The following is a 13,436-nucleotide window of genomic DNA, read 5'->3' as shown; positions in this document are numbered from 1 at the left end:
TGCAGATGAGCTTAAAACTGCGGCATGCGAAATTATCAAAGGCATCATTGCCAAGGTGATTTATGCAGGCATCGACCGGCAGGCTACAAGCGAACGCGTCAAAGCCGATACGGTAGAGGTAGAAGAATCATTTGCTGAAGGCAGTGTGGCAATCTCAGAGTATGAGCAAATTGCCAAGGCTTTGATTGATTCATTAGATTTAAAGCCAAAGGGCTTTGGGTTTGAGGTGTATCGGGCATGATCAAAAACAAAATCCAATCAAAAGTTGCGAAGGCATTTGATAGCAAACTTACAGATGCGGTTGAAACATTCACATGCACAAAGACGATTCAAAGCGGTGAGTTTGATTTTGAAACGCAAACTTATCCAACTATTACTGTTGAAGCGTATAGCGGGCGTGGTGTTCTGTTTGGCTCTTATTTGAAAGATATGGTAAAGCCTACGGACTACCAAGTAACAGATTCAAAGGCCACTGTCTTGCAGAATGAGGTGAGTCAAGTGCCGCAGATTGGTGATGTCTGGGCTACATTAAAGGGTCGGTTCAAGATTGTGAATATTGGTGCAGATCCGACCGGGAGTATTTGGGTTTGCCAGTTGCGGAAAGTTTAGTAATATCCCTCTGAAATTTAGGGGGGATTTATGGCGAAGAAAACTTTAGAAGAAAAGATAAAACTAGTTTGTTGGTGGGCATTAGGTTTAACAATTCTGTATTTTCTAATTGGCGCATGGTTGATTGGTGATGGTCCTAAATTTGATCCAACTAAAACATATAACTTACTTAAAGATACATTAACCCTTACAGCCGCTTTTCTTGCTCCTGTGGCGGCCTTTGTACTTTTTAGTGATTGGAGAGAGCAGCATATAGAAAAACTTCTCGAACAGGAAAGCTCTGAGATCTACGCATCATATATCGACATATTAGATACTTGGCAGCATTATAGATTTGAAGTTGAAGATGATGAGGTTTTTACCCAAAGCACAATCGAATCTAGGGAAGCAAAGCATTTTGGCTTAATGGATCGAGTTGAAAAAGCAATCCAAATAACTGAGCAACTTCAAAGTAGAGATATTAAAGCTAAAGAGTTCACTGAATTAGCCTTAAATTGTTTCAAAGAAATTAGAAATTTAATATTTGAACTAAATATATTGGGCTCATTTAAAGAAAAACAATTTAATCCGCAAAAGTACAATTTTGAATACACAGATGAATCGAACAGCGAATTTTCTTCCCGAATGGAATTAAATTTTGAAGGGATGCAGGAGCAAATGATGACAAATTTTAGTAGGGTTTATGGAAACAAGAGTAAGTTGTTTGCTTTTAGCTCAAACCTTAAAATACAAAACTAAAAATAGCCCACCTCGGTGGGTTTTTTAATGGGTGAAATTTATGGCATGGAAAAACAAACCGACTAATTTTGCGCTTGAAGTAAAAAAGGTTGGCGATGAGCATTTGCGAAAAGTGAGTGCTGAAATGTTGCAACAGGTGATTGTCGGCAGTCCTGTAGATACTGGAGCATTCCGTGGCAATCATCGAATATCTGTGAATAGCCCAGACAGCACATACGACCTATCCACTGCTGATAAGGGTGGCAGCGCTACACAGCAAGAAGGTAATCAAAAGATTCTTCAGGCTAAGCTGGGTGATTTGGTATATGTGCAAAATAACCTGCCTTATGCAGTTGCACTAGAAAATGGACATAGCCAGCAAAGGCCTTTGGGTATCTATTCAGTCGCCTTTATGAATGTATCGAGTAAATACAAATGATGACACTTACCCAAGCCGAAACAGCCATTCATCAAGAGTTAATGAGAATCGCCAAATTAGAAAAATTAACTGTTGAAATGGTGAATAAGCCACTAAGTCATGGCATGCCATTTGAGCCACCGAAAGATAAGGCTTGGAGTAAGGTATTTATTCAATATGCTGATAGCCAGATTGTAGGTATTGGCGATAAACCGTGTATTCGAGATCAAGGCATTATTTCAATTCAATGCTTTGCACCGCTTGGTAGTGGTCTTATGGTGCTTTCTGAGCTGTGCGACACATGGCGAAAGCATCTGCAATCATTCGGCGTATCTCATCTTGAAGTCTATAAGGTTCATGCACCACAAAGCATGGATGACCAAGATTTTTACGCAAAAATAATTAGAGCTGAGTTCCGAGTGAACTAGCTTAAACACTTAATCAAACCGTCCTTATTGGGCGGTTTTTTTATGCCTGTCTTCAGGCAAACCACTGGCTAGAACGACGGTTCGAAAAGCGCGTTTCCATGTTCAACGTGCCTGCCAGTTTCTTTTTTTTGAACATGAGCATATAAGAGGAAATCTTATGAACATGATGTCAGTACCAAGTTATCAGCAAATGATTGTGTCATTCCACAACGCAAATTTATCCATTGTGAATTACAACGGTCAACCATATGTACCTATGAAACCCATTGTTGAGGGCATGGGGCTAACATGGCAGTCTCAGCATGAAAAACTAAAACAGAGATTTGCATCAACCATCACGGAAATCGTGATAGTTGCTCAAGATGGTAGACAACGTCTAATGACCTGCTTGCCACTTAAAAAATTGTTTGGCTGGATGATGACTATTAGCCCAAACAAAGTAAAACCAAAATTAAAAGACACTATTATTAAGTATCAGGATGAATGCGATGATGCGCTATGGGGTTATTGGTCTGGAAAGTTAAGCGCAAGACAGAGAGCTTTTGACGAGTTGAATAAAATTGATTTTGATGAAAATTTTTCTCAGGCTAAAGCAACCATCTCTAGCTTAGGTATGCACCAGCGTAAGCGCGAAAAGAAAACCAATAAGCAGAAGCGTCAAGACTGGATTAATAAGAATACCTTATTGCTTAATTTTGGTGAGGAGAGTTTAGCGTGAATCCAATTACAGACAATGCATACCTTATTTTTGCGTGCAAGCGGGTGAGCGATGGCGACCTAGAGGCTGACTTTGTTGTTGATGGCATCGCTTATGTCGTTGTGGCAGCATCAAAAGCCAACATGCTTAACTTTGCTGAAAAGCAGGAAGAAATAGAGGTTAAATTCCCAAAACATAAGATCATCATGACACAGCGACCGCTATTCAATTTAATTGAAACGCTCGATCAGCCTGAGAAATTGGAAGCTGCAATGATTGCGGATGGTGATCTGATTGACAACAAGCCTACTGGTCGAATCGTTGATGCATTTGATTGGAATAAAAAGCATGACGGAGCAAGACAGCGCGGCCATTGCTAAAGTGAAATTTAAAAACCAATACCACCGAAAGGTGGTTTTTTTATGCCTAAAAATAGGAGCAAGCCATGTCTAAGGGCAGTGCGATTAAACTGTATTACGCAGCAGAAGAAACACCGGGCGTTTTACCAACAACACCAGTCTGGAAAACAGTTCGACGTGTAACCGATGGATTAACCGAAAACATCACCACATCGACTTCAAACAGTGTTTTGGATTCTCGATTCCGTCAAGGCTCAACCGCAGATGAATCAGAGATTACAGGTTCACTAGAAGTTGAATTATCCATAGGAACATTCGACGACTTCATTGGCGCAGTAGCCATGAATGCTTGGGTGGTTGATGGCACAGATACCAAAAAACATACGCTTCAATTCGGTGGCGATACAACTAAAACATTCACTTTTGTAAAAGTGTTCTCTGACATCAATCAGATTCACGTGTACAAAGGCATCCGTATTGGTGAGCTTGGCTTAAGCATTGCAACCACTGGCAAAATTACAGCGACATTTGGCTTGGTTGGCACAGACTTCGAAAAAGCAGTATCAAGCCCTGTGACTGACCCATTACCTGTGGACGATGCGGTTTTAGTATCAGCATTGAACGTCAATACAATGACGGTGAACGGTCAAAATACCGTCGGCACTGCATGCGTACAATCGGTTGAGCTAACAATCACAAACAACTTGTCACCTTATCGCTGTATTGGCTCTGGCAAACTGTCAGCTCAGGGTTACAATGACAAGATGGTTGATATCACTCTGGCCACTCAATTCATGTTCACAAGCCAGTCAGCAACCTATATTCCTTTTGTGAAATCGCGCGCAACCATGCCGCTTGAGTTTGCAATTGAAGATCCAGCAGGCAATAAGTACGCTTTCAACTTCCCTCAATTAGAAGTGTCTGAATCTTCCCATCCTGATGGTGGTGGCGATGATGACATCATGCTAGATGTGTCATTTGCTCATATCAAAACATCACCAGTGATTACTCGCACACTAAACGCATAACAATAACCGCCTTTGGGCGGTTCTTTTTGGGATATAAAAAATGCAAATTACAATTTCAAAAAACCCTTTAATTGCTGAAAAACACCCTTCGGAATGGGTGCCTCATCCTGATGGCGGCGAATACTTGATTGCTGGTATTGATCGACCAAGCTTTCAATATATGCAAAGCGATTATCAACAAAAAGAACAAGCGATTCGAAATAGCAGCATTCCAATCACGGATGATTTTGTGCATCAATCTAATATTGAATACAGTAGCTTGATTGGCAAGTATTTGGTGCTTGGTTGGCGTGATATACCAATTAAACTTGAATACTCAGAAAAGAATGCTGCTGATTTGATGGCCTATGGTAAAACAGCTAATGATGAAAGCTACGGTATGAAATTAGCTCTCTGGGTAACAAATCAAGCCAGTCTTATTCAGATTCGTGCCAATCAAAAGAAAGATGCTGTATTGGGAAAGTTATCGAGCTCCACGAATACAGCGAGCGATACGCAGGACTTACCAATCACCAAAAAAAGCAAAGGCAAGCGCTCGGACTAGAAATCCCAGAGCCGCCACGATACAGCTACACAGCAAATGCAATACTGAGTTCTTATAACACTATTGCACGAGCCAGAAAGTATGAGCAAGGTGTGCCATTAGCTTTGGGTGCCACCGATATTGGTGCATACCTTGAGTTGTATGAAGCGCCTTGTGAATTACATATTTTGGTCGAGTGCGTATTCGCCTTGGATAACAAACACCTAGATAAGGCGCATAAGCGATTGAGTAAGAAATCAGCGTGAGTTGGTTTCTTACTTCTCATATATGAGCACTGATACTTAGATTGATGATGCTGTGCGACAACAATTAACGCACTTGTTGGGTCACAAATATTGACAAAGAGTAATCTGTAGCGTATTGACCCGTTATGCGTAATCGCATAAGATGCCCCAATAAGCCCTTTTATCAAAAGATATTAGGGTATTTTTGTCACCTGAACTTTCATTACAGTTTTGTGACAATTAACTAAGAAAAGGGCGATCAAATGAATAAGCGTATGAAATACTTTGTAGAAGGTATGATAGCTGCTTTTGTATTAGCACCTCGCGTTCCTGTAAAGGCGGTTGAGCCTGTTTCGATCAAAGAGCATGTGCCAGTTGGCAATGCTTCGAAACACTGGGAAGTGGTTGGTAAAAGAATGACATCCGGAACCAAGCAGATTTCATGTGAACTCAAAACCACCCACCCTGAACTTAATTCAATCTAAAAGTCTCTTAATTCATGTCACAACACAATAGAACAAAGCGTGGCGTTGCAACAAAAAAAGGCAATGATGTTTCGGTAGCTCTCGAAGAGGCCGAGAGCTACTCTCCGTATCCACCTCCTGAACTCGTAAAAGCCTTCGAAGAAATTCAACCGGGTTTAGCTGGTCGTTTAATGCAAATTGTCGAGAATGAGCAAAAGATTAGCCATGAAGTAGCTCGCCACCAAATGGTGGAAAACAACCGAATCAATACAGCTAATATCGAGAACCAGAAGAATAACTCCAAGTTATTTTTTCTTGGTTTAATATTTGGTGTTCTCATTGGTCTGGGGATTCTCTGTGTAGCAGTCTACGCTTTGTATAGGGGTTATCCATGGGTAGCTACAGCTGCTTTCTCTGCATTGGGGATTATTTTAATGATTCTTGTATTGCGAAAAATGCCATCCACAAGTGATTCGGGTACAAAACCACCTCAAAACCAGTAATCAAACCACTCCCCGGAGTGGTTTTTTAATGCCAAAAGAAAAGCACCTTAGGGTGCTTTTTTGGTGCTTCTCATATTTGAGCATCATATCGAGACACTCAGATTGAGGGTTTCGAAAACATCTTCAGGTATTACCAAATATCTTCGTCCTTGATTGGAGTGAGTGGCTTGTCGTTAGTTAGATGTGTATGGGTAGGTTGTTCCTGAGAAACTTCTTTAGATAATTCAGCCTTGAATTTTTCCGAATTATTTTTCATTAGTCGATTCATTTCTTTTTTTAATATTTTATTTACTTGAAGTCGATGCTCAAGGAATTGAATCATCTCAGGGTTTTTTGTTTGTGAAAGCGATTCTTCGATTTGAGATATCGCCTCATCGTAATTACTCTCAAGACCAGCACAGTAAGCAGAAAGGAATAAATGTAGATTTTTCTGAAAAAATTCCTGTCCTATATCCTTGTTGTCAAAAGATTCCTCTAATCGAGCCACAATTTCTTGATTCATGGAGCGATTATTTGTTTTAGCTGTTTCAACAATTCTTTCACGAAATTCTGGGGTTACACGAACTTTAAGGGTAACGATATTGCTTTCTTCACTCATGAAATATTCGCCAAAAATAAAATGAATAATAACCCCATTTTGGGTATTGACCAATAACCCCAAAATGGGTACTATGATTTAACACCCCATATTGGGGACTAAGGAGGATGTAATGAAAGAAGAATTTGTTTATGTGAAAGGTCGCCTAGATAGCGAACTACACAAAGAACTTAAGCTGATTGCTAAAGAGGATAAAAGATCAATCGTTTATCTTATGAATGAGGCAGTTAAATTATTGGTAGAAAAACACAAGAGTGCGAAAGCATGAAATCAACAGACAACAAAAAAGCCCCTGAATCTTGGCGGATGCGGAGCTTTAGTGTTGTTAACAAAGGAATATCAACATGTCAAATATAACTCATATCACTGAAGCGAATCAAGTTCAGATCAGTCAGCACCAACTAGAGCGCTTTGTTGATTTTATTAACAATGCAGAAGAAGGCTTTAATGCACTAGAAACCTTAGTTCGCTTAATTATGGAAAAGTCTGAGAAGCATACTACGGCTTACACATTGGCAGCTATTACTTGGGATAAGTTGGACGACTGGGCAACTGTATGTCATGAAGAAATCAGATACTTCAAACAGCACTCGCCAAAAGCGGCGAACTTGGTTTTAAAGGAGTGTGCAGCATGAATGCGATTACCAACTTTGAAGCAGAAACCCCATTGGTTGAGATTGAAATTGGTGGTGAGTTGCAACTGGGTGTCGATGCTCGATCTCTCCATAAAACACTTGGCAGCAAGCAAGACTTTTCCACTTGGATTAAGCGTCGTATCTCTCAATGCCAATTTAGGGAAAATTTTGATTTTATTCTGCTCCACCAAAAAGTGGAGCAGGTATCTGGTACAAAACACTTGGTTGAATATATTGTCACAGCAGATATGGCAAAGCATTTAGGGTTGATGGAGAAAACACCTCAAGGACATCAAATCCGCGAATACTTTATTCAGCAAGAAAAGGTTGCTAGAAGTGTTGCTCATAGTATTCAGGTTGAAGTCGGAAAGGCGATGCAGTATTTTGAGCAATTCAATGCGTCATTATCGAATGCAGCAAGATTCCTGTCTGTGGGTGGTAAACAAACTAAGCCTAAATTATTAAGCGATTTAGAGAAGCTACTAAAAAAAGCTCAGCCTAGACTTCCTTTTGATGGCGAGGACGAAGAATAATGGCTTCCACTCAAAAAACAACTTACTTCATTATTGCTTTGCGACCAATTAAAGATAGTGAGAGTGAGGCTGATTTCATTTTTGGTGATGAAACACTTGTGATTGATGCAGTTGAAAAATGCTCTCTCGAAAATCTCACTAAAAGCGAGAGCAAGATCAGGGAAGCATTCCCAAAACATCAAATTATGGTGACATACTTGCCATTGTTTGAGTCTTTTGGATTATTGTCAAAAATGATTGACCTTGAAAAAGAGTTGGTTGAATCTGGTGAAATTGCTCATGTTGATAATGACCAATCAAGGCTAAGAAAGGCTTTTGATTGGGAATGCAAGCATAATACGGCTATTCATAGTGGTAATTGCTAAACACAAACCTCCCTCGGGAGGTTTCTTTTTGCTCGATAAATTAGTATCTTGTCTCTAATAATTAATTAGAGTGACCCATGAAAAAAATATTACTGATTGCAGCCTTATTGTTGCCAACTTTAGCGATTGCGGCACCCAAGGGTGTGAATGTATCTACAAGTAATTTTGATGGAGCAAAAGAAGTTACTTTAAAGCCTTATGGTACATCATCATGCATTGGCTTTGGTAAGACTTGTATTTCTGTTGGGGCGCTGTGGCGTAGTGCTTCGCCAGAGGTTGTGGCGCTTGATCTTCATACGCTTGGTGTATTTGTTAATATGACCAACCTTGCAATCAATATAGATGGTCAGATCATTAAGGCTGAAAAAGTCACATTAGCGTTTGATCACACATTAACAGGTCACTATAAACAATCATTTCAAAGATTTATTATAACCAAGTCAGACTTTGACAAAATTGTGGCTGCACAAAAAGTATGGCTTAAGATTTCAACAATTGGTGGCTCATACATTGAAACCAATTTAATTGATAATGGCAAAACAACACTGGCAAGAGATGGGTTAATAAGATTCTCAACAGAAATATAGCTTAAACCTGTAAACAACAGACCTCGCGAAAGCGGGGTTTTTTATTGCCTAAAAATTAGGAGTCTCTCATGACTGAAACATCACGCCTTGAAATTATCATTGATACAACCAAGGCAAAAAAAGGCACAGATGATGTCACCAAGTCATTAAGGGATGTGGAGACTCAAGGTGATAAAACAGAAAGATCAGTAAAAGATACAGCGAAAGTAATTTCTGATGCAGGAAATACATCAAAAACATCAGCGAAAAAAGTCGATGATTTATCTAAAAGTATTTCGACAGCAGGAAATGAAGCAAAGACCACATCAGGGAAAATGAGTGAGCTAAGAAACACAATGGCTCAAGCTGCAAACGATGGGAAGTTTGGCTCACATGTGCAAGGGCTATCTACAAAACTATCTGGCTTAAAAGGTGGTGCGCTTCTTGTGGGTGCATCGCTTGCAGGTGCTTTTGTTGGTGGTGTTGCTGTAGCGAGTGGCTACCTTGCAAGCATGGCTTTAGAGGTTGCAAAAAGCAATGTAGAGCTCGCACGATTTTCAGCGATTGCAAATACATCTATTGCTAACTTTCAAGGCTTGGCTGGTGCTGCTGCAACATTTGGCGTATCGCAAGAAAAAACCTCTGATATGTTAAAGGACTTCAATGAAAAAATCGGTGAATTTAATGCGATTGGTGCGGGTGGTGCTGTAGATTTCTTTGAACAGATTGCAGTCAAGACTGAAGGTGGTGCACAAGGCGCTAAGAAACTTGCTGAAGAAATGTCGAAAATGGACGGCATTGATGCACTTCAAACTTATGTAGATAAATTGGAAGAAGCAGGCGTAAACCAAAAGGAAATGTCGTTCTACCTTGAGTCCATGGGTTCTGATTTAACCGCACTAGCACCGCTGTTAATGGATGGCGGTAAACTCTGGAAAGACTACCAACAAGCGCTGGAGAATGCGGGGATTATCACTGGTGAGGAAGCAATTCAGAAATCTATTGAATTGACCGCTCAAACTGAATCACTTCAAATGCAATTTGGCGCACTAAAAAGTGAACTAGCTTCGCAAGTAATGCCGATTCTAAGCACACTACTCTCATACTTTATGGACGGATCAACTGAGGGCGGTCGCTTTGCTGGTGTAATTCAGGGCATCGGGGTTGCTGCTCAGGGTGTTGGTGTCTTAATTGTTGGCCTTGCAACAGGCATGAAAAACCTTGTCGAGCTGATGTCTTTAGTTGTTAATCAGTTTAAAACTATTGGCACAACGGCAGTAAATTTTGCTAATGCTGATGGCATTAAAGCAAAAGGCTCTGCATTGCTTTCTGGTGCTAAAGACTTTGTGTGGGGCAATGGTGCTAAAGCTGCGAAAAATATATACAGTAATTCCAAGCAAGGCATCTCGTCAATTAGTAATATTGCCTCATCACAAGCGGGTCAATATGACGCTTTAACTAAATCTATTATCAACAACCGCAAGGCGCAGCTTGAGTGGAATAAACAGCAAGGCAAAGGGCTGGGTGGTGGAGCTGAGCAAAATAAGAACCTTTTCCCAACTCAAAAAACACCTAAAGCAGGCAAGGCGAAATCTGGCGGTTCAGCAACCAAAGCGGTAAGTGATGCTAAACGTCTTGCTGATCAGCAAAGACGCGAAGCTGAAAGACTACAGGTTGAGATTGAAAGAGCTAAAGAAAGAGTAACCAAGGAGTATGCGAGTAAAGAAGAAAGGCTGCTCATGGATTACAACGAGTCTAAAAAAGAAATTGAAAAAGGCTTTATAAACGATCCAACCAATCGAGACGCTTATCTCAAAAAAGCTAAAGATACATATGAAAAAGAGCTTGCAGCATATCGATCAGCGCAGAAAGACAAGCTTGAATCCTATCAGCGTGATTTTGCCGACAAGACTTATTCAGCGACAAGTGCAATTGGCCTATCGAATGTTGGTGCTGTTTATGGTCAGGATAGCTTCAAGTACAAAATGGCGAGCCTTAGCACCAATTTATATGACAAGCAGAGATCAGAAAGCCAGAACTATAGTGATGATGTTAAGGACATTAGTGCTGATTACGATACGCCTGAATTGGCGGGTGAGCGATACGCGCTATTAGAGGAAGCTAAGCGCGCTCACATGCTTCGTATGCAACAACTTGATGTAGAACACAACGAGTCATCAAAAGAATTGGTTATGCAGCAATACCAAATGCAGCTATCAAGTTTTTCAAGTTTGGCTGGTTCTTTGCAAGGATTGGTGAGTGAGTCTAGTTCAGCATACGCAGCATTGTATGCAGTTCAGAAAGGGTTTCATTTAGCTAGTGTCTTGATGAGTTCCGCAGATGCAATTGGTAAAGCATGGGCTTCCGCTGCCTTTCCGTACAACATGCCTGCGGTTGCAATGGCTACAATACAGACAGGCGCATTACAGGCAACCATTGAAGCTGTAACACCAGGCTTCAAATCAGGCGGCTACACTGGCAACATTGGCTTAAATCAAGAAGCAGGCGTGGTTCATGGTCAAGAGTATGTGCTTAATGCTGCAGCAACTCGTCGTGTCGGTGTTGATACTCTTAATGCCATCAACAACGGTGGAACTATTCAGGCCGAGAAAGTGGCTCAGGCGAATGCAAAAGTTCAATCTCAAAGCCCTCAAATTATTGATAACCAATTACGGGTGCTCTTTGTCAAAGATGAGCAGGAGGCCAAAGATATGTTGTATGGGCCTGATGGTGAAAAAGCCTTTCTATATCACATGAAACGAAACCGTAGCAAAGTTTAACAACCCACTTCGGTGGGTTTTCTTATATCAATTTTAGGAATTTAAAAATGAAAATATTGATTGCTTTAGGTGTAGGCATTGCACTTGGGTTTGCTTTCAAAAAGCCCGAGAAAATCAAAGAGGCTAAATTTGTAATTGTCGATAATCGTCAGAGTTTTAGTGATTATCTACATGGACCGGATGCAAAAAAAGCCTTTGTGAAGTTCTTTAATAGAAACCCTGAAAACTTAAGCGTATAGCCCAAATTTTATTTGAGGACAAAATGAAAATACAAACCCAATATGGTGAGGTGCATGTATTAACAAATTGCCCTCTATTGAATTCGACTGAGCGATTGGAATTCAAAACTGAAGTTCATGAGGCTTATGACAGTAGTGAAGACCGCTACATCCAGCGGGATGCACCAAGACAGGTTTTGAGTTTCAATTACGTGAATATGCAGAAAGCGATGGGCGACATCTTCCATATGCTGTATGCCAACTTGCGTAATCTATGGGGTATTCCATTGCCGCAGTTTCGACAGCCTATTCCTGATCTTGAAGATAGCGACTTCATTATCATGGAAACAACAACACACCGAGCCGACCTTAGAGTCGGTTTTATTTTACTTGAAAGCTCTGAAGGCACTCAAACCGCTGAGATTGTGAGCATTGGCCGATACATCATTACCAAGGAAGAAATTCGAGATCCTGAAACAGATGAGATTCTTCAAGCCTTAGAAACTGAATATCAGGATGGGTTTCGATTGGCCCAGAATGTCACTGCATCAAATGCTTCAATCATGCCGATGCGGATCTGCATCATCGATGGTGATGCTTCTATTAATACGGGTGGGTTTTGGTCAAATTCAAGTGTGGTTTTTCGCGTGATTGCAGAGGATTCACCCGAGTATAGTGGTGATATACCAGAGCAGTATCAAGGTGATGATATTTACTTCCAACCGTTGCTTTTGGATGGCGATTCGTTAGAAATGACGCTGACGCAACATCAAAATATTGTCGATGGCGATGTTGGCGGTTTTCAGGATTTTACCCATTGGGCCAAGCCGCGCTACATGAAGCCATTTAAGTCGCTGCTGAAGAGCTGGAATGAATACAGTGCATATCGGCAGTTTTTGTTCCGCAGAATGGGCCGCTTTCAGGCCTTTTGGATGCCGCTGTATGAAAAACATCTGAACATTCTGAATACGGGCAATATCACCACTTCACTCAGCACAAATACCAAGTATTTGCTTGAAGCCGACCGTAAACATATTGCAGTTAAACGCAAAGACGGAACATGGACTGCGCATGAAATCACTGCCAAAACTGGCGGCTCATTAACGGTTTCACCAGCGATCAATGCTCAGCGCAGCAGCATTCAAACAATCTGCTATTTGGGCCTGCATCGTCTTGATGCGGATCAAATCGAATTTCAATTTTTAGGTNTTTCACCAGCGATCAATGCTCAGCGCAGCAGCATTCAAACAATCTGCTATTTGGGCCTGCATCGTCTTGATGCGGATCAAATCGAATTTCAATTTTTAGGTGCACATAAAACGCAAGTCACTGTGCCAATCGTGGAGCTTTCATCATGAAAACCAGAGCGGAACTTTATCAATTCAAGCACGGCAATCGCACCTGGTATTTCACCAATCAACGCAAAGCAATCATGCATGCCGGCATTGAATATCTGCCTGTGCGCGGGCTGCAACGCACGGCAATTGAAGATGAAAGCATTGATAAATGTGATACCGAAGTGACGCTGCCGCAGATGAGTTTATTGAATGCCGAAGGAGACAATCTTTCTGCTGTATTTGCCGGAAAAATCTTTTATGGCGGCATCACAGTCACGATCCTTGAGCTGTATCAAAACGAAACCTTGGTACTGCATAAGGGGCGTGTGACGCAGCCGAAATTTGATGAAGATGCGGATACTTTAACACTGGTGTGTGAAACAGGTGAATCATATTTAAACCGCAATATTCTG

General features: G+C 41.0%; 17 protein-coding genes and 3 pseudogenes. 19 read left to right on the top strand and 1 reads right to left on the bottom strand.

Annotated features, from left to right (window positions below; genetic code table 11):
* The 11 genes and pseudogenes from OKC24_RS18135 to OKC24_RS18085 form a co-directional block, all read left to right on the top strand.
* Positions 1-241: pseudogene (locus tag OKC24_RS18135) on the top strand (hypothetical protein); the annotation flags it as partial.
* On the top strand, positions 238-609 hold the full coding sequence (locus tag OKC24_RS18130; protein ID WP_265466129.1) for a glutamate 5-kinase: 372 nt from the start codon (positions 238-240) through the stop codon (positions 607-609). The pseudogene OKC24_RS18135 and the gene OKC24_RS18130, both read left to right, overlap by 4 nt.
* Before the next feature lie 30 nt (positions 610-639).
* Positions 640-1,347, top strand: coding sequence for a hypothetical protein (locus tag OKC24_RS18125; RefSeq protein WP_265466127.1), 708 nt, complete (start codon positions 640-642; stop codon positions 1,345-1,347).
* 40 nt (positions 1,348-1,387) lie between these two features.
* Complete coding sequence (locus tag OKC24_RS18120) at positions 1,388-1,765, top strand: hypothetical protein (protein ID WP_265466126.1); 378 nt, start codon at positions 1,388-1,390, stop codon at positions 1,763-1,765.
* Positions 1,762-2,172, top strand: coding sequence for a phage tail terminator-like protein (locus tag OKC24_RS18115; protein WP_265466125.1), 411 nt, complete (start codon positions 1,762-1,764; stop codon positions 2,170-2,172). Before OKC24_RS18120 ends, OKC24_RS18115 begins: the two co-directional genes overlap by 4 nt.
* Before the next feature lie 166 nt (positions 2,173-2,338).
* Positions 2,339-2,710, top strand: a pseudogene (locus OKC24_RS18110) (phage antirepressor N-terminal domain-containing protein); the annotation flags it as partial.
* Between the two features lie 176 nt (positions 2,711-2,886).
* A complete protein-coding gene (locus OKC24_RS18105) occupies positions 2,887-3,249 on the top strand; it encodes a hypothetical protein (RefSeq protein ID WP_265466123.1) in 363 nt (120 codons plus the stop codon).
* Positions 3,250-3,314: 65 nt separating this feature from the next.
* Positions 3,315-4,256: a phage tail tube protein gene (locus OKC24_RS18100; protein ID WP_265466122.1), complete on the top strand. Its 942-nt coding sequence runs from the start codon at positions 3,315-3,317 to the stop codon at positions 4,254-4,256.
* 40 nt (positions 4,257-4,296) lie between these two features.
* Positions 4,297-4,800 (top strand): hypothetical protein, encoded by a 504-nt coding sequence (locus tag OKC24_RS18095; protein WP_265466121.1) that lies wholly within the window; start codon positions 4,297-4,299, stop codon positions 4,798-4,800.
* A 487-nt stretch (positions 4,801-5,287) separates the two neighbouring features.
* A complete protein-coding gene (locus tag OKC24_RS18090; RefSeq protein ID WP_180004837.1) occupies positions 5,288-5,509 on the top strand; it encodes a hypothetical protein in 222 nt (73 codons plus the stop codon).
* Between the two features lie 14 nt (positions 5,510-5,523).
* Positions 5,524-5,991 carry a DUF2335 domain-containing protein gene (locus OKC24_RS18085; protein WP_265466120.1) on the top strand — a complete coding sequence of 156 codons (468 nt, stop codon included), beginning with the start codon at positions 5,524-5,526 and terminating at the stop codon, positions 5,989-5,991.
* A 130-nt stretch (positions 5,992-6,121) separates the two neighbouring features.
* On the opposite strand, the gene OKC24_RS18080 is transcribed toward OKC24_RS18085, so the two are convergent.
* Positions 6,122-6,589, bottom strand: a complete 468-nt coding sequence (locus tag OKC24_RS18080; protein WP_265466119.1) for an Arc family DNA-binding protein — start codon at positions 6,587-6,589, stop codon at positions 6,122-6,124.
* A gap of 112 nt (positions 6,590-6,701) precedes the next feature.
* Here OKC24_RS18080 and OKC24_RS18075 point away from each other — a divergent pair, with 112 nt between their 5' ends.
* The 8 genes and pseudogenes from OKC24_RS18075 to OKC24_RS18035 form a co-directional block, all read left to right on the top strand.
* Complete coding sequence (locus OKC24_RS18075) at positions 6,702-6,857, top strand: hypothetical protein (protein WP_004645309.1); 156 nt, start codon at positions 6,702-6,704, stop codon at positions 6,855-6,857.
* A gap of 76 nt (positions 6,858-6,933) precedes the next feature.
* Complete coding sequence (locus tag OKC24_RS18070; RefSeq protein WP_265466118.1) at positions 6,934-7,224, top strand: hypothetical protein; 291 nt, start codon at positions 6,934-6,936, stop codon at positions 7,222-7,224.
* On the top strand, positions 7,221-7,757 hold the full coding sequence (locus OKC24_RS18065) for an antA/AntB antirepressor family protein (RefSeq protein WP_265466117.1): 537 nt from the start codon (positions 7,221-7,223) through the stop codon (positions 7,755-7,757). The genes OKC24_RS18070 and OKC24_RS18065 overlap by 4 nt, the downstream gene beginning before the upstream one ends.
* Positions 7,757-8,122 carry a hypothetical protein gene (locus tag OKC24_RS18060; protein WP_265466116.1) on the top strand — a complete coding sequence of 122 codons (366 nt, stop codon included), beginning with the start codon at positions 7,757-7,759 and terminating at the stop codon, positions 8,120-8,122. Before OKC24_RS18065 ends, OKC24_RS18060 begins: the two co-directional genes overlap by 1 nt.
* Positions 8,123-8,199: 77 nt before the next feature.
* Positions 8,200-8,709: a hypothetical protein gene (locus OKC24_RS18055; RefSeq protein WP_265466115.1), complete on the top strand. Its 510-nt coding sequence runs from the start codon at positions 8,200-8,202 to the stop codon at positions 8,707-8,709.
* A gap of 68 nt (positions 8,710-8,777) precedes the next feature.
* Positions 8,778-11,468 carry a phage tail tape measure protein gene (locus OKC24_RS18050; protein WP_265466114.1) on the top strand — a complete coding sequence of 897 codons (2,691 nt, stop codon included), beginning with the start codon at positions 8,778-8,780 and terminating at the stop codon, positions 11,466-11,468.
* A gap of 47 nt (positions 11,469-11,515) precedes the next feature.
* Positions 11,516-11,707: a hypothetical protein gene (locus OKC24_RS18045; protein ID WP_265466113.1), complete on the top strand. Its 192-nt coding sequence runs from the start codon at positions 11,516-11,518 to the stop codon at positions 11,705-11,707.
* Between the two features lie 1,333 nt (positions 11,708-13,040).
* Positions 13,041-13,436 (top strand): annotated as a pseudogene (locus OKC24_RS18035) (phage BR0599 family protein); the annotation flags it as partial.

It is taken from the genome of Acinetobacter entericus, from assembly GCF_026168575.1.
GTDB lineage: Bacteria > Pseudomonadota > Gammaproteobacteria > Pseudomonadales > Moraxellaceae > Acinetobacter > Acinetobacter bouvetii.
This window is presented reverse-complemented; position numbering and strand designations above follow the sequence as displayed.